This window comes from Streptomyces sp. NPDC001617 (assembly GCF_053596855.1).
In genome coordinates this window covers 1-21,456 of the sequence record NZ_JBSFHA010000075.1, presented here as the reverse complement: position 1 = coordinate 21,456, position 21,456 = coordinate 1, and the positions used below count along the sequence as shown (strand labels likewise).

Here is a 21,456-nt window from a genome sequence, read left to right as displayed (position 1 = left end):
GGGCGCCCAGCCTACGTGGCGGTCAAAGGTTCGATCATGGGTGGATCGTCCGGATCGGGTACCTGGTTGCTCCAGCCGCCGGGGACGGTGCGGCCCTGCTGGGCACGGAAGCGGACCGGAGGGGTGCCTACGCGGCGGGTGAACAGGCGGGAGAAGTAGGCCGGATCGTCGTAGCCGACGCGGCGGGCGACGGCGGCGACGGGCAGTTCGGTGGCGGCCAACAGCTCCTTGGCGCGGCCCAGGCGGATGCCGAGCAGATAGTCCTTGGGACTGCATCCGGCGCCGCGCCGGACGGCCGTGCGCAGTTCGGCGGGCGTCATCCCGTGCCGGGCGGCGTGGTCGGCGACGGTCAGCGGCAGGCAGGCGTCGCGTGCCAGGGCCTTGAGGACCGGGTCGCCGTCGGGGGCGAGGTCGGCGCGGGCGCGGCGCAGGGCGACGAGGAGCTCGTGGACGGCGGCGCCGGTCTCGACCTCCAGGAGGGGGTTGCCGCGGCGGGCGGCCCGCGCGATACGGCCGATGACGCCGCGCGGCCCGGCGGCGTCCGAGAGCGGCACCACGGGCCGGTCCGGCTCTATGTAGCCGAGTTCGGTGTACGTGGCGGCGGCGGGCCCGGTGAAGTCGACGAACCCCTCGTCCCAGCCGCCGTCGGGGTCGGGCGCGTAGTGGTGCGGCACTCCGGGGGTGAGCCAGAGCAGTGCGGGTGCGGTGACGGTCGTACGGCGTCCGTCGGGGCTCTCGTACCAGCCGCCGCCCGCGCTGACGACGACGGCGACATGGTGGTCGAGGGTGCGGGGGCCGACGGTGGGCAGCGCGCCGTACTGCAGCCCGACGCCGAGACAGACCAGGCCGAGCCGGTGGTGGGCCGGGCCGGGCGAGAAGAACCGCATCCAGGTGTGGTACATCCGCGCGCCCCTTCCGTCGGTGTCGCGGCCCGTTGTTTCGGTCCAAGTAGCGGTGATCTTTGTCCATGGACGTGATCGCCGCCAAGAGGTGAGGCTGGGGGTCATGACCGAGTTCAAGGTGGGGGAGACGGATTTCCTGCTGGACGGGCGGCCGGTGCGGCTGCTGTCCGGTGCGCTGCACTACTTCCGGGTGCACGAGGAGCACTGGAGTCACCGGCTGGCGATGCTGCGGGCGATGGGCCTCAACTGCGTGGAGACGTACGTGCCGTGGAACCTCCACGAGCCGGGGCCGGGCACCTACGACGACGTGGAGGCCCTCGGCCGCTTCCTGGACGCGGCCCACGAGGCGGGTCTGCCGGCGATCGTGCGGCCGGGGCCGTACATCTGCGCCGAGTGGGAGAACGGCGGGCTGCCGCACTGGCTGACCGCCGAGCTGGGCCCACGCGCGCGTACGCGGGACGAGCGGTTCCTGGAGCACCTGGAGCGCTGGTTCGGTGCCCTGCTGCCCCAGGTCGTGGACCGGCAGATCGACCGCGGCGGCCCGGTGATCATGGTGCAGGCCGAGAACGAGTACGGCAGCTACGGCTCGGACACCGTGTACCTGGGCCGGCTCGTCGAGCTGCTGCGCGAGCAGGGTGTCACCGTCCCGCTGGTCACCTCGGACGGCCCCGAGGAGCACATGCTGACGGGCGGCTCGATCCCCGGTGTCCTCGCCACGGTGAACTTCGGCTCCCACGCGCGCGAGGCGTTCGAGATCCTGCGCCGGTACCGCCCCCGGGGGCCGTTGATGTGCATGGAGTTCTGGTGCGGCTGGTTCGACCACTGGGGCGGCGAGCACATCACCCGGGATGCCGAGGACGCCACGGCCGCACTGCGCGAGATCCTGGAGTGCGGTGCCTCCGTCAACCTCTACATGGCGCACGGCGGCACCAACTTCGCCGGCTGGGCGGGCGCCAACCGGGGCGGCGGCGCCCTGCACGACGGCCCGCTGGAGCCGGACACCACCTCGTACGACTACGACGCCCCGATCGACGAGTTCGGAAACCCGACCGCCAAGTTCTGGCGCTTCCGGGAGGTGCTCGCCGAGTACGCGCGGGGGCCGCTGCCCGAACCGCCGCCCGCTCCCCCGCGGTTGGGCACGGAGGCCGAGGTGCGGCTGACCGGCAGGGCGCCCCTGGCCGCCGTACTGGAGACGCTCGGGGGCCCGGAGACGTCGGCACCCGTCCCGCCGACCTTCGAGGAACTGGACGTGGACCGGGGCCTCGTACGGTACGAGGTGACAGTCCCCGGCCCCCGGCAGCCGTACCCCCTCATCGCGCGGGGGCTGCGGGACCTGGCGGTCGTGTACGTCGACGGGGAGCGGGCCGGTGTGCTCGCCGAGGGCGACGAGCAGCTCAAGGAGCCCGTCGCCGGGCACGCGCGCGTGGAGCTGTGGGTGGAGTCCCTGGGACGGGTCAACTACGGGCCGCGCAGCGGCGAACCGAAGGGCATCACCGGGGGGCTGCTGCACGAACGGCAGTATCTGCACGAGGTACGCGCGCGTGGGCTGCGTCTGGACGCGCTGGACGACATCGGGGACGTCGCCTTGGAGCCGCTCGTGGTGGACGGCGCCCCGGGGCTGTACCGGGGCACCGTCACGGTGCGCGGCGCCGGGGACGCGCGGCTCGAACTGCCGGGCTGGACCCGGGGGTTCGTCTGGGTGAACGGGTTCAACCTGGGTCGCTACTGGTCGGCGGGCCCGCAGCGGTCGCTGTGTGTGCCCGGTCCGGTGCTGCGTGAGGGCGAGAACGACGTGTGGCTGCTGGAGCTGGAGGAGTCGGCCCCGGCAGGCACGGACGGCATCCTCCTGCGCACCCCCTAGAGCTTGTCGGCCGCCCGGGCGATGGCGCTCGCGAAGGTGCTGACCTGCGTGTAGATGCCGGGCGCGCCCGGGCGGGCGCAGCCGTCGCCCCAGCTGGTGATGCCGACCTCGACCCAGCGGCCGGCGTCGTCCTTGCGGAACATGGGGCCGCCGGAGTCGCCCGAGCAGGTGTCGACGCCGCCCTGGGGGTAGCCGGCGCAGATGTCGTCCTTGGCCAACAACCGGTCGCCGTAGTGCCGCTTGCAGGTGCTGTCGGAGACGTAGGGGACGGTCGCCTTGAGGAGCTTGTTCGAGCCGCTCCCGCCATGCTCCTTGGTGGTGCCCCAGCCGATGATGGTGAACCTCCCCCGGTCGTAGCGCGTGGTCGTGGCGATCTTCAGGGTGGGCAGGTCGATCGGCCGGGCGAGCTTGATCAGCGCCCAGTCCTTGCCCTTGGTCTCGCCCTGGAAGCCGGGGGCCCGCACGACCTCGGTCGACTTCACCTTGATCGCGGAGGCGGAGCGGAGGTCGACGACCCCGGCGGTGATGGTGATCTTGGTGTTGGGGCCGGAGGCGCTGTGCACACAGTGGGCCGCGGTCAGGACGACGTCCTTCTTGTAGAGCGCCCCGCCGCAGCCCATCGAGAGATGGACCATGAACGGGAACTCGCTCTGCCCGGCAGGCGTTCCCCCTACGACGGGAGAGGCGACGGGAGAGACTGCGGCGGCCAGGGCGAGGGCGACGGCGGCGATACGGATCAACGTGTGTCCTTGGGTGGAAGGTTGAGCGCCCCACAGCATGAAGATCAGGAAGAAGACATGACAAGGAGGGATCTCACGCCGGGACCGAGCAACCCGACCAGGGAAATTCCGCTCGCCTCCCCGTAGAGTGGAGTCGGGTTCACGGCGTCTTGGGGGTTCGGGCGTGGCGAACGGCGGACCGGTCGAGCACGGCTACCCACACCTGGAGACGGTGCGGGCCGCCATCACCGCGCTCTGGAAGCGGCTGTCCTACGACACCGTCCAGACCTTCTCCACCAGCGTGCTCCCGGCCGACGTGGCCTTCTGCGACACCGACGATCTCTACCTCGGAGCCCAACGTGTGGCCCGCGAACTGGTCCGCCACTACCGCCTCCCCGACGCCCGCCTGATCGTCGGCTTCCGCGAGATGACACACGCGGCGAACATCGAACTCGCCGCGGGCCCCGAGTACTTCGTCGAACTCAACGACCGCTTCCGCACCCACCGCCGGGACATCGGGGCCGCCCTGGCCCACGAGATCATGCACGTGTACCTGCACCGCATGGACCTGTCCTTCCCCGGCACCCGCGACAACGAGATCCTCACGGACACGGCGACGACGTATCTGGGCGCGGGCTGGCTCCTCCTGGACGCCTACCGCGAGGACTCCGCCTCCTCCCAGAAACTCGGCTACCTCACCCCCGAGGAGTTCGGCTACGTCCTGGCGAAACGCGCCCTGGTCTTCGACGAGGACCCGTCCATCTGGTTCACCAGCCCCCAGGCCTACGAGGCCTACACCCGGGGCATGACCATGGCCCGCCGCGACGAACAACAGCCCCCGCTCACGGCAGCAGGGTGGGCAGGGCGCCGGCGCTATGCCCGTGACCGCCGCCACGCCCAGGACCACCCCGCCCCGTCCCACCCGGAGGTCCCCTACGCCTTCACCCCGGACGGCCACGGCCCCCTCAGGGTCTCGTTCCCGTGCCCGACCTGCCATCAGCGGATCAGGGTGCCGGTGAAGGGGCGGGTACGGGCACGGTGCGGCCTGTGCCGGACGGTGCTGGAGTGCGACACATAGACATTCGGTGGCCGTGGTGCTGGGGGCTCCCCCCAGACCGGCTGGGCACTCAGGCCCCGTACACCGCCCCCTGCACTTCGGCCTCAGCCAGCAGCTTCAGCGCCGTCTCCCCCGCCTCGGCCGGACTCCAGCGCGCCCCCCTGTCGGCGCTCGGCCCCGGTCGCCAGCCCTCCATGACGGTGATCCGGCCGCCCTCCGCCTCGAACACCCGGCCCGTCACACCCGCGCTCGCCGCGGAGCCGAGCCAGACGACGAGCGGGGACACGTTCTCGGGCGCCATCGCGTCGAAACCGTCCGCCGGGGCGGCCATCGTCTCGGCGAACGTCCGCTCGGTCATCCGGGTCCGGGCCGCGGGCGCGATCGCGTTGACCTGGACGCCATAGCGGGCGAGTTCGGCCGCGGCGACCAGCGTCAGCCCGACGATGCCGGCCTTCGCCGCGCTGTAGTTCCCCTGCCCGAGCGACCCCAGCAGGCCCGCCCCGCTGCTGGTGTTGACGATCCGCGCCACCGGTGTCCGCCCCGCCTTGGCCTCCGCCCGCCAGTGCGCGGCGGCGTGCTTCAGCGGCAGGAAGTGTCCCTTGAGGTGGACCCGCATGACCGCGTCCCAGTCGTCCTCGCCGAGGTTGACCAGCATCCGGTCGCGCAGAAACCCGGCGTTGTTGACCAGGGTGTCGAGGCGGCCGTACGTCTCCAGGGCGGTCGCGACGAGGGAGGCCGCCCCCTCGGTGGTCGCGATGTCGCCTCCATGGGCGACCGCCTCGCCGCCCGCCGCGCGGATCTCGTCCACGACGGCCTGTGCCGGGCTGTCGGCCCCCGGCTCCCCGGCCGGCCCGACACCCAGGTCGTTCACGACGACCCGCGCCCCCTCCGCCGCGAACGCGCGCGCGTGCGCCCGTCCGAGCCCCCGTCCCGCCCCGCTGACGACGACGACCCGGCCGTGGCAGATTCCGCTCATCTCACGTCTCCTTGTTGGCAGTTGCGGCATCCAGAAAGGCCGGCCGCTCCCCGCCCCCGTGCACGAGCAGGCTCGCCCCGGTGATGTAGGCGGCGGCATCGGAGGCGAGGAAGACGGCGGCCGCGCCCACATCGGCGGGGGTCGCCAGCCGGCCGAGCGGCACGGTCCGGGAGACCGCCTCGACGCCCTCCTCGCCCCCGTAGTGCAGATGGGCCAGTTCGGTGCGCACCATGCCGACGACCAGGGTGTTGACCCGCACCTCCGGCGCCCACTCCACGGCCATCGAACGGGCCAGGTGCTCCAGCCCCGCCTTCGCCGCCCCGTACGCCGCCGAGCCGGGCGAGGGCCGGCTGCCGCTGACGCTGCCGATCATGACGACCGAGCCGCCGGTCAGTCGAAGCTGTTCGTACGCGGCCACGGAGGCCGTCAGCGGCGCGATGAGGTTGAGCTCGACGACCCGTGCGTGCCGCTCGGCATCCGCGTCCGCGAGCCGACGGTAGGGGGCGCCGCCCGCGTTGTTGACGAGCACGTCGAGCCGGGGCAGGGCACTGAAGAAGGCACGCACGGCGTCGGGGTCCCGCAGGTCGAGGGAGCTGAACTCGACGCCCTCGACCGGAACTTCGGGCGGCCGACGAGCACAGACGACGACATCGGCCCCGGCCTCGGCGAACGCCTGGGCGATACCCGCCCCGACGCCCCGCGTGCCGCCGGTGACGACCACGACCTTCCCGTTCAACTCCATTCGCCGCTACCCTCCACCTAACAAATGTTTGGTGGAAAGGTAGCTGATGCGCCCATGAGTGTCTCCACCTCCTCCCCGGAAAAGGGGATTTCCGTAGTCGCGGTCGACTTCCCACCGGTGAACGCCCTGCCGGTGAGCGGCTGGTACGCCCTGGCCGACGCCGTGCGCGCGGCCGGCCGCGACCCGCGGACGCGGTGCGTGGTGCTGACCGCCGAGGGGAGGGGGTTCAACGCGGGCGTGGACATCAAGGAGATACAGGCGCAGGGGACGAGCGCGCTTGTCGGCGCCAACCGGGGCTGTTTCGAGGCGTTCGCGGCGGTGTACGAGTGCGAGGTGCCGGTGGTGGCGGCGGTGCACGGCCACTGCCTGGGCGGCGGCATCGGGCTGGTCGGGAACGCCGATGTGATCGTGGCGAGCGAGGACGCCACCTTCGGGCTGCCCGAGCTGGACCGGGGCGCCCTGGGCGCGGCCACCCACCTCGCCCGGCTGGTCCCGCAGCACCTGATGCGTGCCCTGTACTACACCTCGCGCACGGCGACCGCGGCCGAGCTGCATGCGCACGGTTCGGTGTGGCGCGTGGTGCCGCGCACCGAACTGCACGCCGCGGCACTGGAGTTGGCACGCGAGATAGCCGCCAAGGACGGGCAGCTGCTGCGGCTGGCCAAGGCCGCCATCAACGGCATCGATCCGGTCGACGTGCGCCGCAGCTACCGCTTCGAGCAGGGCTTCACGTACGAGGCGAGCACGGTCGGGGTGGCCGACCGGGTCCGCGACACGTTCGGCAGGGAGAGGGAGGGTGCACAGGAGTGAGCGACAAGACGATGAGCGCCGAGGAGGTCGTCTCCCGTCTGGAGAGCGGCATGACCCTCGGCATCGGCGGCTGGGGCTCGCGCCGTAAACCGATGGCCCTGGTGCGGGCGTTGCTGCGGTCCGATGTCACCGACCTCACGATCGTCTCGTACGGCGGCCCGGACATCGGCATGCTGGCGGCCGCCGGCCGGATCCGCAGGCTGGTGACCGCCTTCGTCACCCTCGACTCGATCCCGCTGGAACCGCACTACCGCGCGGCCCGCGAGCGCGGCGCCTTCGAGCTGATGGAGATCGACGAGGCGATGTTCATGTGGGGGCTGCACGCGGCGGCGAACCGGCTGCCGTTCCTGCCGGTGCGGGCCGGGATCGGTTCGGACGTGATGCGGGTCAACCCCGGCCTGCGGACGGTGACTTCACCGTACGAGGACGGGGAGACGTTCGTGGCGATGCCCGCCCTGCGGATGGACGCGGCCCTGGTGCACATGGGGCGCGCCGACCGGCTGGGCAACGGGCGGTGTCTCGGGCCCGACCCGTACTTCGACGACCTATTCTGCGAGGCGGCGGACGCGGCGTACATGTCGTGCGAACGGATCGTGGACACGGCCGAGCTGTCGAAGGAGGCCGCGCCCCAGTCGCTGCTGATCAAGCGGCACACCGTCACCGGCGTCGTGGAGGCTCCGAACGGCGCGCACTTCACGTCCTGTGCGCCGGACTACGGGAGGGACGAGGCGTTCCAGGGGAAATACGCGGCCACGCCCTGGCCCGAGTTCGCGGAGCGGTTCCTCGCCGGGGACGAGCAGGCCTATCAGTCCGCGGTCAGGGAGGACTCATGACGGGGCCCACCCGCGCCGAGTACTGCGTGATCGCCTGCGCCGAGGCCTGGCGCGACGCGGGCGAGATCCTGGCGAGCCCGATGGGGCTGATCCCCTCCGTGGGAGCCCGGCTGGCCCGCCTGACGTTCTCGCCGGACCTGCTGCTGACCGACGGCGAGGCCCTGCTGGTCCGCCCGGACGGCACCGTCGAGGGCTGGCTGCCGTACCGGCAGCATCTGGCCCTGGTCAGCGGCGGGCGACGGCACGTGATGATGGGAGCGAGCCAGATCGACCGGTTCGGCAACCAGAACATCTCGTGCATCGGCGACTGGGAGCGGCCGAAGCGGCAGTTGCTCGGGGTGCGGGGAGCGCCGGTCAACACCCTCAACAACCCGACCAGTTACTGGGTGCCGAAGCACTCCCGACGGGTCTTCGTGGAGAAGGTCGACATGGTGTGCGGGGTGGGGTACGACCATGCGGCCGCGCATCCGGACACGAGCCGCTTCCACCGCATCCCGCGTGTCGTCTCCGACCTGGGTGTCTTCGACTTCGCGACGCCGGACCACTCGATGCGGCTGGCCTCGCTGCATCCCGGGTCGACCGTCGAACAGGTCCGCGAGGCGACGGGGTTCGCGCTGACGGTCCCGGACGACGTGCCGTACACGCGTGAACCGACCTCGGAGGAGCTGAAGTTGATCCGCGAGGTGCTCGATCCGCGGAACACCCGCTCCAGGGAGGTCGGCTCCTGATGGACACCGCGCTCACCCGGCTGGTCGGGGTCCGGCATCCGATCGTGCAGACGGGCATGGGCTGGGTGGCGGGCCCGCGTCTGGTCGCGGCGACGGCGAACGCGGGAGCGCTGGGCATCCTGGCCTCCGCGACGATGACGACGGACCGGTTGCGTGAGGCGATACGGGAGGTCAGGTCCCGTACGGACGCGCCGTTCGGGGTCAATCTCCGTGCCGACGCGGTGGACGCCGCCGACCGGGTCCGCATCATGGTCGAGGAGGGTGTCCGGGTCGCGTCCTTCGCCCTCGCGCCCTCCCCCGAGCTGATCGCCGGGCTCAAGGAGGCGGGCGTCGTCGTCATTCCCTCCATCGGCGCCCGGCGGCATGCGGAGAAGGTCGCGGCGTGGGGGGCGGACGCCGTGATCGTGCAGGGCGGAGAGGGCGGCGGCCACACCGGCGAGGTGGCGACGACGGTGCTGTTGCCGCAGGTGGTGGACGCGGTCGGCATACCGGTCGTGGCGGCGGGCGGCTTCTTCGACGGGCGGGGGCTGGTGGCGGCGCTGGCCTACGGGGCGGCGGGGGTCGCGATGGGCACGCGGTTCCTGCTCACCTCCGACTCGACGGTGCCGGACGCGGTGAAGGCGCGGTACCTGACGGCGACGGTCAAGGACGTCACCGTCACCACGGCCGTGGACGGCCTGCCGCACCGCATGCTGCGTACGGAACTGGTGTCCGCCCTGCAGCACTCCGGCCGCGCGAAGACCCTGTTCCAGGCGGTCCGCCGGGCGGCCGGCTTCCGCAAGCTGTCCGGACTGACCTGGCCGCAGATGGTGCGTGACGGACTCGCCCTCAAGCACGGGAAGGAGCTGTCCTGGAGTCAGGTCCTGCTCGCCGCCAACACGCCGATGCTGCTCAAGTCGGCCATGGTGGACGGCCGTACGGACCTCGGGGTGATGGCGTCCGGGCAGGTCGCCGGGGTGATCGACGACCTGCCGTCGTGTGCGGAGCTGGTGGAGCGGATCATGAAGGAGGCGGAGGAGACCCTGAAGTCCCTGGAGTCGCTCAGAGCCGTTCGATGATCGTCACATTGGCCTGTCCCCCACCCTCACACATCGTCTGGAGTCCGAACCGGCCGCCGGTGCGCTCCAGTTCGTGGAGCAGGGTCGTCATCAGCTTGACGCCCGTCGCGCCCAGCGGATGCCCGAGGGCGATCGCGCCGCCGTTGGCATTGACCTTCTCCGGGTCGGCGCCGGTCTCCTTCAGCCAGGCCAGGACGACCGGTGCGAAGGCTTCGTTGATCTCGACGAGGTCGATGTCGTCGATGGTCAGGCCGGTCTTCTTGAGGGCGTGGGCGGTGGCCGGGATGGGGGCGGAGAGCATACGGATGGGGTCCTCGCCACGTACGGAGAGGTGGTGCACGCGCGCGCGTGGCGTGAGCCCGTGCTCGCGCACCGCCCGCTCCGAGGCCAGCAGCATCGCCGCCGCCCCGTCGGAGACCTGCGAGGAGCAGGCGGCGGTGATGGTGCCGCCGTCGAGGACCGGCTTCAGCCCCGCCATCTTCTCCAGCGAGGTGTCCCGACGCGGCCCCTCGTCGACGGCGACCTCCCCGTACGCCACGATCTCCCGCTCGAACCGGCCCTCGTCGATCGCCCGCAGGGCCCGCCGATGGGACCGCAGCGCGAACTCCTCCTGGTCCTCCCGGCTGATCCCCCACTTCGCCGCGATCATCTCGGCGCCCACGAACTGGTTGACGGGCCGGTCCCCGTACCGCGCCCGCCAGCCCTCGCTCCCCGCGAACGGCCCCTGGGTGAAGCCCAGCGGCTCGGCGGCCTGCCGGGTCGCGAAGGCGATCGGGATCTGCGACATGTTCTGGACGCCGCCCGCGACCACCAGGTCCTGTGTGCCGGACAGGACGCCCTGCGCCGCGAAGTGCACGGCCTGCTGCGAGGAACCGCACTGCCGGTCGACCGTCACGCCCGGCACCTCCTCGGGCAGCCCGGCCGCCAGCCAGCAGGTCCGCGCGATGTCCCCGGCCTGCGGTCCCACCGTGTCCAGGCAGCCGAAGACGACGTCCTCGACCGCGGCCGGGTCCACGCCCGAGCGCGCGACCAGCTCCTTCAGCACATGCGCGCCGAGGTCGGCCGGGTGGACCCCGCTCAGCCCGCCCCGGCGCCGCCCGACGGGCGTGCGGACCGCTTCGACTATGTAGGCCTCGGCCATGACAACTCCCCTGTGGGAACAATGAGTTATGTGCGCACGGCGATCCCGTCCAGCACCATCGACAGGTACTGCCGGGCGATCTCCTCAGGGCTGTGCTGTCCGCCGGGCCGGTACCAGGAGGCGGCCACCCACACGGTGTCGCGCACGAACCGGTAGGTGAGGCGGACGTCGAGGTCGGCGCGGAACACCCGGGCGGCGACCCCGCGCTCCAGCGTGGACAGCCACGCCTTCTCGAACCTGCGCTGCGACTCGGCGAGGAACGCGAACCGCTCCTGCGCCACCAGCTGCCTGCTCTCCTTCTGGTAGATCGCGACGGCGGCGCGGTGCCGGTCGATCTCCCGGAACGACTCCGTGACCAGGGCCTCCAGCGTCTCCCGCGGCCCCAGCTCGGCCTCCAGGACGGCGTCGTAGCCGCCCCAGAGCTCGTCGAGGAAGGTGCGCAGGATCTCCTCCAGCATCGATTCCTTGGAGTCGAAGTGGTAATAGAGGCTGCCCGCGAGCATGCCCGCATGGTCGGCGATCTTGCGTACGGTGGTGGCGTTGTAGCCCTGCTCGGCGAAGACCTCGGCGGCGGTCTCGAGGAGTTCGGCGCGCCGGGCGTGCGCGGCGGTCACCTGGGGCTTCTTCTTGGTCGGCACGGGTCCATTCTCGTCTGCTCCGGTCCTCAGGGGTGCTGGCTGCTGACGGAGACGACCTCTCCGGTCATGTACGAGGAGTAGCCGGACGCCAGGAACACGATCACGTTGGCCACCTCCCAGGGCTCCGCGTACCGCCCGAAGGCCTCGCGCGCGGTCAGTTCCTCCAGCAGTTCGGGTGTCGTCACCTTCACCAGGTGCGGGTGCATGGCGAGGCTCGGCGAGACGGCGTTCACCCGCACCCCGTACTCGGCGGCCTCCAGCGCCGCGCACCGGGTCAGCGCCATCACCCCGGCCTTGGCGGCGGCGTAGTGCGCCTGCCCGGCCTGGGCACGCCAGCCTACGACGGAGGCGTTGTTGACGATCACACCGCCGCGGCCCTGCTCGCGCAGGAGCCGCAACGCCGCACGGGTGCAGCGGAAAGTGCCGTTCAAGGTCACGTCCAGCACCCTCGACCACTGCTCGTCGGTCATGTCGACGAGGTCCGAGGTACCGCCCAGACCGGCGTTGTTGACGACGACGTCCATCCGCCCGTGCTCCCGTACGGCCGCGTCGAACAGCGCCCGCACCTGCGCCTCGTCGGTCACGTCGCACACCACCGCGCCGACCGACTCCGCGCCGAACTCCCCGGCCAGCTCGGCCTCGTACTCCTTCAGCCGCCGCCCGTGCGCGTCGCTGATCAGCACGCGGGCACCCTCCTCCAGGAAGCGCCGCGCGGTAGCGCCGCCGATGCCGGCGCCGGCCGCCGCGGTGATCACTGCGGTACGGCCTTTCAGCAGCCCGTGACCGGGAACCGGGGCCGGAGTCTCGACCGTTGTCATAGCACCACGCTAATCTACCAAACACTTGTTAGGGAAGGAGGGCGACGACCGTGGACCTGACCGCATCGCGCGCCGACGAGGCCTTCCGTGCCGAGGCCCGGGCCTGGCTCGCGGACCGTGTGCCGCGCGAGCCCCTGCCGTCCCTGGAGACCGAGGAGGGCTTCGCGGCCCACCGCGCCTGGGAGGCCGAGCTGGCCGCGGACCGCTGGTCGGTCGTCCACTGGCCGGTGGAGTACGGCGGCCGGGACTCCGGACTGCTGCGATGGCTGGCCTTCGAGGAGGAGTACTGGGCGGCGGGCGCGCCCGGCCGGGTCGGTCAGAACGGGATCAGCCTGCTCGCGCCGACCCTCTTCGACCACGGCACGGAGGAGCAGCGGGCGCGGGTGCTGCCGTCGATGGCGACCGGTGAGGTCGTCTGGGCGCAGGCCTGGTCGGAGCCGGAGGCGGGGTCCGACCTGGCGTCCCTGCGCTCCAGAGCCGTGCGCGCGGAGGGCGGTTGGCGCCTCAGCGGGCAGAAGACATGGTCGTCACGGGCCGCCTTCGCCGACCGCGCCTTCGGCCTCTTCCGCAGCGACCCTGACACCCCGAAACCCCACCAGGGCCTGACGTACCTGATGTTCGACCTGCACGCACCCGGCGTCACGGTCCGCCCGATCGGCCGGCTGGACGGCAAGCCGGCGTTCGCCGAGCTGTTCCTGGACGAGGTGTTCGTGCCGGACGAGGACGTGATCGGGGCGCCCGGCGAGGGCTGGCGGATCGCGATGTCGACGGCGGGCAACGAGCGGGGGCTGATGCTGCGCTCTCCCGGCCGCTTCCTCGCCTCGGCGGACAGGCTGCGCAGGCTCTGGGCGGACCAGGGAAGTCCGCAGCACGCACACGACCGGGTGGCCGACGCGCTGATAGGTGCCCGCGCCTACCAGCTGTTCACTTCCGCGGCCGCATCCCGCTTCCTGGAGGGCGAGTCCATCGGCCCGGAGTCCAGCCTGAACAAGGTGTTCTGGTCCGAGTACGACATCGCGCTGCACGAGACGGCCCTCGATCTGCTGGGCGAGGAGGGCGAGTTGGCCGACACCGCCTGGTCCGAGGGCTACGTCTTCTCCCTCGCCGGCCCGATCTACGCGGGCACGAACGAGATCCAGCGGGACATCATCGCCGAGCGCCTCCTCGGCCTGCCGAAGGGACGCCGCTGATGCGTTTCCTGCTCGATGCCGAACAGCGGGCGTTCGCGGGGTCCCTGGACTCGATGTTGACGGCGGCGGACACGCCGTCGGTGGTGCGGGACTGGAGCCGGGGTGAGCACACGAGCGGGCGGGCGCTGTGGTCCCGTATCGGCGACGCGGGGGTGTTCTCGCTGGCGGTCCCGGAGGAGTACGGCGGACTGGGTGCCCGGCCCGTCGAACTCGCCGTCGCCTTCGTGGAGTTGGGGCGGCATGCGGTGCCGGGGCCGCTGGTGGAGACGGTCGCGGCCGCCGCGCTGCTCGCCTCGCTGGACGACCCCGGCCCTGCCAAGCGCCTGTTGCCCGCGCTGGCCTCCGGCGAGTCGACGGCGACGCTGGCGACGGGTACGTACGCACTGGACGCGGACGTGGCGGACGTACGACTGACGCTGTCGCGGACACCCGCCGAACTGCGCCTCGCTCCCCCGCCCGACACCACCCTCGCTCCCCCACCGGACACACCCGACACCACCCTCGCTCCCGCGCCGGGAACCGCCCGCCCGACCTCCAGCCCCGCACCCAACACCCCCCGCTCCTCCCTCGACCCGGGCCGCCGCCTCTTCCCCGCCCCCCACGGCGGCGAACTCCTCGCCACCGGCGCCCAGGTCTCCTCGGCGGCCGCCCAGGCCCTCGTCCACGCCCGCCTGGCCGCCGCCGCCCAAGCCCTCGGCGTCGGTGAGGCGCTGCTCACCAGGACCGTCGCCTACGTCAGGCAGCGCACCCAGTTCGGCGTTCCCGTCGGCTCGTTCCAGGCCGTCAAGCATCAACTGGCCGATGCGAAGATCGCGTTGGAGTTCGCGCGCCCGCTGCTGTTCGGCGCCGCGCTCACCATGGCCCCCGCCGATGTCGCCGCCGCCAAGGTCACGGCGTGCGAGGCGGCGTACGCCACCGCTCGCACCGCGCTGCAGCTGCACGGCGCGATCGGGTACACCGCGGAGTACGACCTGTCCCTGTGGCTGACCAAGGCCCGGGCCCTGCGAACCGCCTGGGGCAGCCCGCGGGAGTGCCGGGCACTGGTCGTCAGTGGTGGTGGTCGCCGCTGGTGAGCTCCCGGTACTCCTCCGCCGTCGGCTTCGGGATCCGCGCGTCGGGCCCGAACATCACCCGGGCCAGCTGGGCGCGCACCCGCTGGGAGACGGTGACCGGCCGCCGCACCCCATTGGCGTCGACGCGCGGCCCGATCTCGTACGGCTGCTCCTGTTCGTGCTGGGTGAGGGTGAACAGCTGGTCCTGCTCCAGGGGCTCGTGCACCTCGACGAACTCCCCGTGCGGCAGCCGCCGGATCGTGCCGGTCTCCCTGCCGTGCAGCACCTTGTCCCGGTCCCGGCGCTGCAGGCCCATACAGACCCGTTTGGTGACGATGAAGGCGACGACCGGCGCCACGAAGAAGGAGACCCGTACGAACCAGGTGATCGTGTTGATGGAGAGGTGCAGATGCGTGGCCACGATGTCGTTGCCACCGCCGATCAGCAGCACCGCGTAGAGGGCCAGCCAAGCGGCGCCCAGTCCGGTGCGGACGGGAGCGTTGCGCGGCCGGTCCAGGATGTGGTGCTCGCGTTTGTCGCCGGTGATCCACGCCTCGACGAAGGGGTAGAGGCCGAGGGCGAGCAGGATGAGCGGGAAGAGCGAGAAGGGGATGAAGACGCCCAGCTCCAGGGTGTGGCCCCAGAAGTTGAGCTCCCATCCCGGCATCACCCGGATCAGGCCCTCGGAGAAGCCCAGGTACCAGTCGGGTTGGGCACCTGTCGTCACCAGGTCCGGGCGGTACGGGCCGAAGGCCCACACCGGGTTGATGCTCGCGATGCCGCCCATGATCGCCAGCACGCCGAAGACGAGGAAGAAGAAGCCGCCGGCCTTGGCCATGTAGACCGGCAGGAAGGGCATGCCGACGACCGACTTCTGGTCGCGTCCGGGCCCCGGATACTGGGTGTGCTTGTGGTAGAAGACCAGGATCAGATGGGCGACCACCAGTCCCAGCATCAGCCCCGGCAGCAGCAGGACATGGACCGGGAACAGCCGCGAGATGATGTCGTGGCCCGGGAACTCCCCGCCGAACAGGAACATCGACAGGTACGTGCCGACGATCGGGACCGAGAGGATCGCACCGTCGGCGAAGCGGATACCGGTGCCGGAGAGCAGGTCGTCGGGGAGCGAGTAGCCGGTCAGACCGGTGATGATGCCGAGCATCAGCAGGGTCCAGCCGAACAGCCAGTTGAGCTCGCGGGGCTTGCGGAAGGCGCCGGTGAAGAACACCCGCATCATGTGGATGAGCATGCCGGCGATGAAGACCACGGCCGCCCAGTGGTGGATCTGCCGGATCAGCAGGCCGCCGCGTACGTCGAAGCTGATGTGGAGCGTCGACTCGTACGCCTTGGTCATCGGGATGCCGTTGAGCGGCACGTACGAGCCGTGGTAGATCACCTCGGCGCCACTCGGCTCGAAGAACAGGGTGAGATAGACGCCGGTGAGGATCAGGATGAGGAAGCTGTAGAGGCAGATCTCGCCGAGCATGAAGGACCAGTTGTCGGGGAAGACCTTGCGCATATTGGCCTTGGCCAGCGCATAGAGGCCGAGCCGCCCGTCGGCCCAGTCGGCCAGCCTCTCGCCCGAGCTCGCCGCATCCCTGCGCCCGGAACCCGTACGCGCGGCACCCGCCGCGGCGCCTTCGGCCGCGGTCGTGCCGGCCGCCTCGTTCTCCGTTCGTGCGCCGTCCATACGTCGTCGCCTCCCCGTCGGATCATCCTCAGGGTTGCACGGAGGCCCGGCCAAGCCAACGGTGCGGACAGCCGCACGGGTGACTCAGGCCCGTACGATGCCCTGCGCCCGGGCGGCGACCAGCCACTGCGGGAACTCCCCGACCAGCCGGTCGTACAGCTCCGCGTCGGAGACCCTGCCCGGATCGGCACCGGCGTGGAAGAACCCTGCGTTGTCCACGATCCGCCTGGCCGGCACCGCCAGCTCGTCCAGTTTCCGCAGGAAGTCGAACTGCTTGCTGCCCGGGTCCCCGAAGCCCACGAACTGCCAGAACAGCGGCAGCTTCGCCGCCTTGCACAGATACCGTTCCGCGGCGAGTTTGTTGATCGGGCCGCCGTCGGTCTGGAAGACGACGAGGGCGGGCTCACTCGACCCACTGTCCATGTAGTGGTCGATGACCGCGTCCATCGCCAGGTGGTAGCTGGTCTTGCCCATGTGTCCGAGGCCGGCCACGATCTTCTCGATCCGGCCCTCGTGCTCGGCCAGCGCGATGTCGGTCTCGGCGTCGACGTCCGTGGAGAAGAAGACCACCGGCACACGTCCGTCGTCGTCGAGGTGCGCGGACAGGCCGAGCACACGGTCGGCGAGCGCCTGGACCGAGCCGTCCTGGTAGTACGGCTTCATGGAGCCCGAGTAGTCGACCACCAGGTAGACCGCGGCCCGTAGACCCTCCAGTCCGTGCTTGCGCAGCGAGACCCCGGCGCTCTTGTAGAGGCTGACCAGCGCGGGCGCGGTCTCCTCGACTTTCTTCAGACTGATCGCAACCATGGCCCCTACTTTCCCACCAGTCACCGGCGTTCGTTATTTTGTTCGCCGCCGCCCCACCGGCTCACCACCCGTCCCATCTGCCCCACCCCTTCCCCTCTCCCTCCCCATCCGCTTCCGAGGAGCCGGCCGTGGAATCCGAGTCCACCGTCACCACCTGCTATCGCCACCCCAAGGTGGAGTCCCACGTCCGCTGCACCCGCTGCGACCGCTATATCTGCCCCGACTGCATGCGCGAGGCGGCCGTGGGCCACCAGTGCCCGGAGTGTGTGAAGGAGGGGGCGCGCTCGGTACGGCAGGCGCGCACGGCGTTCGGCGGCCGGATCACGTCGGCGCCTGTCGTGACGTACGTACTGATCGCGCTCAACGTGCTCGCGTATCTGGGCGAGTTGGTGCGTCCGTCGATCGTGGACAGGTTCCAGATGCTGGGCCGGGGGCTGATCGGGCCGGACGGCGGCCAGTTCGGGTGGGTGGCCGACTACCCCTCGGTCTACCACCTCGACGGTGTCGTCGCCGGTGAGTGGTACCGCCTCCTCACCGGAGCGTTCCTGCACCTGCCGCCCACCGAGGGGACGTTCGGGCTCGCGCACATCGTGATGAACATGGTGTCGCTGTGGAACATCGGCCGTGTGGTCGAGTCCCAGCTCGGCAGGATCCGCTACATCGCCCTGTACTTCCTGTCGGCGCTGGGCGGCTCGGTCCTGGTCCTGCTGATCGCGCCCGACGTCCCGACCGTGGGCGCGTCCGGCGCGATCTTCGGGCTCGGTGCGGCGTACTACGTCATGGCCCGCCGACTCGGCGCGGACATGAGGGTCGTCAACCAGTTCATGGCGGGCCTGATGCTGTGGCTGGTGATCTCCGCGTGGGCCACCTCCTGGCAGGGCCACCTCGGCGGGCTGCTGGCGGGCGGTGTGATCACCCTCGCCTACGCGTACGCACCCCGCGACAAGCGCCGCACCCTCGTCCAGGCGGGCGCGTGCGTGGCCCTCTTGGCGCTGCTGGTGATCCTGGCGATGGCGAAGGTGGCGGAACTGACCGTGTGACCACCACCGCCTGGCCTCGGTGAAGAGGATGCGGCGGTCCTGGTGGCGTGCGTAGGCGGCGAGTTCGGTGCCCACCGCGAACTGTTCGGAGTCGACCTCGCCCGGCAGGTCGACGTGCGGCTTGATCATCACCCTGAGGCCGAGCGCATGGGCACGACGCGGAAATGCGGCGGCGCCTGCCCATCGTCCGGTCGGGGACTGTGGGGCAGGCGCCGTCCTGTGTTCCGTACGCCTTTGTACGGGACGTCTGTGCGGCTGTGATCAGACCATCAGCGAGCGGTCCGTCGGCCGGATCGGGGCCGGCAGGTCGCTGGCGCCGGTCAGGAAGCGGTCGGTGCCGCGGGCGGCCGAGCGGCCCTCGGCGATCGCCCAGACGATGAGCGACTGGCCGCGGCCCGCGTCACCGGCGACGAAGACACCGGGGACGTTGGTCTGGAAGTCGGCGTCGCGGGCGACGTTGCCGCGCTCGTCGAGCTCCAGGCCGAACTGGTCCACGAGGCCGTTCTCGCGGTCGGTGCCCGTGAAGCCCATCGCCAGCGTCACCAGCTGGGCGGGGATCTTGCGCTCCGTGCCCGGCTTCTGGGTCAGCTTGCCGTCGACGAACTCGACCTCGACCAGGTGCAGCCACTGGACGTTGCCGTCCTCGTCGCCCTCGAAGTGGGTGGTCGACACGGAGTAGACCCGCTCGCCGCCCTCCTCGTGCGCGGACGTCACCTTGTACAGCATCGGGAAGGTCGGCCACGGCTGGGAGACCGCGTTCCGCTCCTCGCCCGGACGGGGCATGATCTCCAGCTGCGTGACGGAGGCCGCGCCCTGGCGGTGGGCGGTGCCCACGCAGTCGGCGCCGGTGTCGCCACCGCCGATGACGACCACGTGCTTGCCCTCGGCCGAGATCGGGGAGGTGACGTAGTCGCCCTCCTGGACCTTGTTCGACAGGGGCAGGTACTCCATGGCCTGGTAGATGCCCTTGAGCTCGCGTCCCGGCACCGGCAGGTCACGCGCGGTCGTCGCACCGGCGGCGATCACGATCGCGTCGTACCGCTTCTTCAGGTCGGTCGCCTTGAGGTCGCGGCCGATCTCGATACCGGTACGGAAGCGGGTGCCCTCCGCGCGCATCTGCTCGATACGGCGGTTGATGTGCCGCTTCTCCATCTTGAACTCGGGGATGCCGTAGCGGAGCAGGCCGCCGATGCGGTCCGCGCGCTCGTACACCGCCACGGTGTGGCCCGCCCGCGTGAGCTGCTGGGCGGCGGCCAGGCCCGCGGGACCCGAGCCGATGACCGCGACCGTCTTGCCGGACAGGCGCTCGGGAGCCTGCGGGGCGACATCGCCCGTCTCCCAGGCCTTGTCGATGATCGAGACCTCGACGTTCTTGATGGTCACGGCCGGCTGGTTGATGCCGAGCACACACGCCGACTCGCAGGGAGCGGGGCAGAGGCGACCGGTGAACTCCGGGAAGTTGTTGGTCGCGTGCAGGCGCTCGGAGGCGGCGCTCCAGTCCTCGCGGTAGGCGTAGTCGTTCCACTCGGGGATCAGGTTCCCGAGCGGACAGCCGTTGTGACAGAACGGGATGCCGCAGTCCATGCAGCGGCTGGCCTGCTTGCTGATGATCGGCAGCAGGGAGCCGGGGACGTAGACCTCGTTCCAGTCCTTCAGACGCACGTCGACGGGACGGGACTTGGCGACCTCACGGCCGTGGTTCAGAAAGCCCTTCGGGTCAGCCATTGATCGCCGCCTCCATCATCTTCTCGGTGATCTCGGACTCGGAGAGTCCCGCCTGCTCGGCGGCGTCCTTGGCGGCGAGCACTGCCTTGTACGTGCTGGGGATGATCTTGCTGAAGCGGTCGACGGCGGTGTCCCACTCGGCCAGGATCTTCTCGGCGACCGTCGAGCCGGTCTCCTCCTGGTGGCGGCGCACCACGTCGTGCAGCCACTGCTTGTCGGTGTCGTCCAGGGCCTCCACGGCGCTGACGTTGCCGACGTTGACGTTGTCGATGTTCAGATCGATCACATACGCGATGCCACCGGACATGCCGGCCGCGAAGTTACGGCCCGTCTCGCCGAGGACCACCGCGCGACCGCCGGTCATGTACTCGCAGCCGTGGTCGCCCACGCCCTCCGAGACCACCAGCGCACCGGAGTTGCGGACACAGAACCGCTCGCCCGTACGACCGCGCAGGTACAGCTCGCCGCCGGTGGCGCCGTAGGCGATGGTGTTGCCCGCGATCGTCGAGAACTCGGCGAGGTGGTCGGCGCCCCGGTCCGGACGGACCACGACACGGCCACCGGAGAGGCCCTTGCCGACGTAGTCGTTGGCGTCGCCCTCCAGGCGCAGCGTGACACCACGCGGGAGGAAGGCACCGAAGGACTGACCGGCCGAGCCCGTGAAGGTGATGTCGATGGTGTCGTCGGGCAGGCCCGCGCCACCGAACTTCTTCGTCACCTCATGGCCGAGCATGGTGCCGACCGTGCGGTTGATGTTACGGATCGCGACCTGGGCACGGACCGGCTGGGCATCGGTCGCCGAGTCGGCGGCGAGGGCGTCCGCGGCGAGCTTGATCAGCTCGTTGTCGAGCGCCTTCGCCAGGCCGTGGTCCTGCTCGATGACCTGGTGGAGCGGGGTGCCCTCGGGCAGCTCCGGCACGTAGAACAGGGGGGACAGGTCCAGGCCCTGCGCCTTCCAGTGGTTCACCGCACGGGTCACGTCGAGCGTCCCGGCCTGGCCGACGGCCTCCTCTATGGAGCGGAAGCCCAGCTCGGCGAGGATCTCGCGGACCTCTTCGGCGATGTACCGGAAGAAGTTGACGACGTACTCGGCCTTGCCGGAGAAGCGGTCGCGCAGGACCGGGTTCTGGGTGGCGATGCCGACCGGGCAGGTGTCCAGGTGGCAGACGCGCATCATGACGCAGCCGGAGACGACGAGCGGCGCGGTCGCGAAACCGAACTCCTCGGCGCCGAGCAGCGCGGCGATGACGACGTCACGGCCGGTCTTCAGCTGGCCGTCCGTCTGCACGACGATGCGGTCGCGCAGGCCGTTGAGCAGCAGGGTCTGCTGGGTCTCGGCGAGGCCCAGCTCCCAGGGACCACCGGCGTGCTTGAGGGACGTCAGCGGGGAGGCGCCCGTGCCACCGTCGTGCCCCGAGATCAGCACGACGTCCGCGTGGGCCTTGGAGACACCCGCGGCGACCGTGCCGACACCGACCTCGGAGACCAGCTTGACGTGAATCCGCGCCTGCGGGTTCGCGTTCTTGAGGTCGTGGATCAGCTGGGCCAGGTCCTCGATGGAGTAGATGTCGTGGCCTCGACGTAGACGGCGGCGGGTGCGCGCAGCACGAGGAGACGGGATCCACGGGCGAGCGCGCCGAGCAGGCCGAGGGCGAAGGCGAGCACGAAG

20 protein-coding genes are annotated in these 21,456 nt (G+C 71.0%); 9 read left to right on the top strand and 11 right to left on the bottom strand.

Annotation, left to right across the window (positions count from 1 at the left end; all coding sequences use genetic code 11):
* Positions 1–11 precede the first annotated feature (11 nt).
* The gene (locus tag ACWC09_RS39325) at positions 12–902 is read right to left on the bottom strand and encodes a helix-turn-helix domain-containing protein (RefSeq protein ID WP_450855852.1); all 891 of its coding nucleotides are present in this window, start codon (positions 900–902) and stop codon (positions 12–14) included.
* Positions 903–1,005: 103 nt separating this feature from the next.
* Here ACWC09_RS39325 and ACWC09_RS39320 point away from each other — a divergent pair, with 103 nt between their 5' ends.
* A complete protein-coding gene (locus ACWC09_RS39320) occupies positions 1,006–2,763 on the top strand; it encodes a glycoside hydrolase family 35 protein (protein ID WP_450855851.1) in 1,758 nt (585 codons plus the stop codon).
* Here the strand turns inward: ACWC09_RS39320 and ACWC09_RS39315 are convergent.
* On the bottom strand, positions 2,760–3,542 hold the full coding sequence (locus ACWC09_RS39315; protein WP_450855850.1) for a S1 family peptidase: 783 nt from the start codon (positions 3,540–3,542) through the stop codon (positions 2,760–2,762). The genes ACWC09_RS39320 and ACWC09_RS39315 overlap by 4 nt on opposite strands.
* Before the next feature lie 124 nt (positions 3,543–3,666).
* Here ACWC09_RS39315 and ACWC09_RS39310 point away from each other — a divergent pair, with 124 nt between their 5' ends.
* Positions 3,667–4,560: a hypothetical protein gene (locus ACWC09_RS39310; protein WP_450855849.1), complete on the top strand. Its 894-nt coding sequence runs from the start codon at positions 3,667–3,669 to the stop codon at positions 4,558–4,560.
* Positions 4,561–4,609: 49 nt separating this feature from the next.
* Here the strand turns inward: ACWC09_RS39310 and ACWC09_RS39305 are convergent, their stop codons facing one another.
* Positions 4,610–5,515 (bottom strand): SDR family oxidoreductase, encoded by a 906-nt coding sequence (locus ACWC09_RS39305; RefSeq protein ID WP_450855848.1) that lies wholly within the window; start codon positions 5,513–5,515, stop codon positions 4,610–4,612.
* Between the two features lies 1 nt (position 5,516).
* Positions 5,517–6,257: an SDR family oxidoreductase gene (locus tag ACWC09_RS39300; protein ID WP_450855847.1), complete on the bottom strand. Its 741-nt coding sequence runs from the start codon at positions 6,255–6,257 to the stop codon at positions 5,517–5,519.
* Between the two features lie 54 nt (positions 6,258–6,311).
* Here ACWC09_RS39300 and ACWC09_RS39295 point away from each other — a divergent pair, with 54 nt between their 5' ends.
* The 4 genes from ACWC09_RS39295 to ACWC09_RS39280 are packed head-to-tail and all read left to right on the top strand — an operon-like array spanning position 6,312 to position 9,686.
* Positions 6,312–7,067: an enoyl-CoA hydratase family protein gene (locus ACWC09_RS39295; RefSeq protein ID WP_450855846.1), complete on the top strand. Its 756-nt coding sequence runs from the start codon at positions 6,312–6,314 to the stop codon at positions 7,065–7,067.
* Positions 7,064–7,900, top strand: a complete 837-nt coding sequence (locus ACWC09_RS39290; protein ID WP_450855845.1) for a CoA transferase subunit A — start codon at positions 7,064–7,066, stop codon at positions 7,898–7,900. Before ACWC09_RS39295 ends, ACWC09_RS39290 begins: the two co-directional genes overlap by 4 nt.
* Entirely contained in the window at positions 7,897–8,628 is a 732-nt protein-coding gene (locus tag ACWC09_RS39285) for a CoA-transferase subunit beta (protein ID WP_450855844.1), read from the top strand. Before ACWC09_RS39290 ends, ACWC09_RS39285 begins: the two co-directional genes overlap by 4 nt.
* Positions 8,628–9,686, top strand: coding sequence for an NAD(P)H-dependent flavin oxidoreductase (locus ACWC09_RS39280; protein WP_450855843.1), 1,059 nt, complete (start codon positions 8,628–8,630; stop codon positions 9,684–9,686). The genes ACWC09_RS39285 and ACWC09_RS39280 overlap by 1 nt, the downstream gene beginning before the upstream one ends.
* Here the strand turns inward: ACWC09_RS39280 and ACWC09_RS39275 are convergent.
* From ACWC09_RS39275 to ACWC09_RS39265, 3 genes are read right to left on the bottom strand one after another with little or no spacing between them, the layout of a single operon-like run.
* Entirely contained in the window at positions 9,670–10,827 is a 1,158-nt protein-coding gene (locus ACWC09_RS39275) for an acetyl-CoA C-acetyltransferase (RefSeq protein ID WP_450855842.1), read from the bottom strand. The genes ACWC09_RS39280 and ACWC09_RS39275 overlap by 17 nt on opposite strands.
* Positions 10,828–10,853: 26 nt before the next feature.
* Entirely contained in the window at positions 10,854–11,465 is a 612-nt protein-coding gene (locus ACWC09_RS39270) for a TetR/AcrR family transcriptional regulator (RefSeq protein ID WP_450855841.1), read from the bottom strand.
* Positions 11,466–11,491: 26 nt separating this feature from the next.
* Entirely contained in the window at positions 11,492–12,283 is a 792-nt protein-coding gene (locus ACWC09_RS39265) for an SDR family oxidoreductase (RefSeq protein WP_450855840.1), read from the bottom strand.
* A gap of 50 nt (positions 12,284–12,333) precedes the next feature.
* Between ACWC09_RS39265 and ACWC09_RS39260 the strand changes: the two genes are divergently transcribed.
* Positions 12,334–13,473, top strand: coding sequence for an acyl-CoA dehydrogenase family protein (locus ACWC09_RS39260; RefSeq protein ID WP_450855839.1), 1,140 nt, complete (start codon positions 12,334–12,336; stop codon positions 13,471–13,473).
* Positions 13,473–14,546 carry an acyl-CoA dehydrogenase family protein gene (locus tag ACWC09_RS39255; protein WP_450855838.1) on the top strand — a complete coding sequence of 358 codons (1,074 nt, stop codon included), beginning with the start codon at positions 13,473–13,475 and terminating at the stop codon, positions 14,544–14,546. The genes ACWC09_RS39260 and ACWC09_RS39255 overlap by 1 nt, the downstream gene beginning before the upstream one ends.
* On the opposite strand, the gene qcrB is transcribed toward ACWC09_RS39255, so the two are convergent.
* Both qcrB and ACWC09_RS39245 read right to left on the bottom strand, forming a co-directional pair.
* On the bottom strand, positions 14,521–16,215 hold the full coding sequence (gene qcrB / locus ACWC09_RS39250; protein WP_450855837.1) for a cytochrome bc1 complex cytochrome b subunit: 1,695 nt from the start codon (positions 16,213–16,215) through the stop codon (positions 14,521–14,523). The two genes, ACWC09_RS39255 and qcrB, sit on opposite strands and share 26 nt — an antisense overlap.
* An 84-nt stretch (positions 16,216–16,299) precedes the next feature.
* Entirely contained in the window at positions 16,300–17,022 is a 723-nt protein-coding gene (locus ACWC09_RS39245) for a vWA domain-containing protein (protein ID WP_450855836.1), read from the bottom strand.
* A 128-nt stretch (positions 17,023–17,150) separates the two neighbouring features.
* On the opposite strand from ACWC09_RS39245, the gene ACWC09_RS39240 reads away from it, so the two are divergent.
* A complete protein-coding gene (locus ACWC09_RS39240; RefSeq protein WP_450855835.1) occupies positions 17,151–18,062 on the top strand; it encodes a rhomboid family intramembrane serine protease in 912 nt (303 codons plus the stop codon).
* A gap of 261 nt (positions 18,063–18,323) precedes the next feature.
* Here the strand turns inward: ACWC09_RS39240 and ACWC09_RS39235 are convergent, their stop codons facing one another.
* Complete coding sequence (locus ACWC09_RS39235; RefSeq protein WP_450855834.1) at positions 18,324–19,787, bottom strand: glutamate synthase subunit beta; 1,464 nt, start codon at positions 19,785–19,787, stop codon at positions 18,324–18,326.
* On the bottom strand, positions 19,780–21,456 hold a 1,677-nt coding region (locus ACWC09_RS39230; RefSeq protein ID WP_450855833.1), incomplete at its 5' end, for a glutamate synthase-related protein. The genes ACWC09_RS39235 and ACWC09_RS39230, both read right to left, overlap by 8 nt.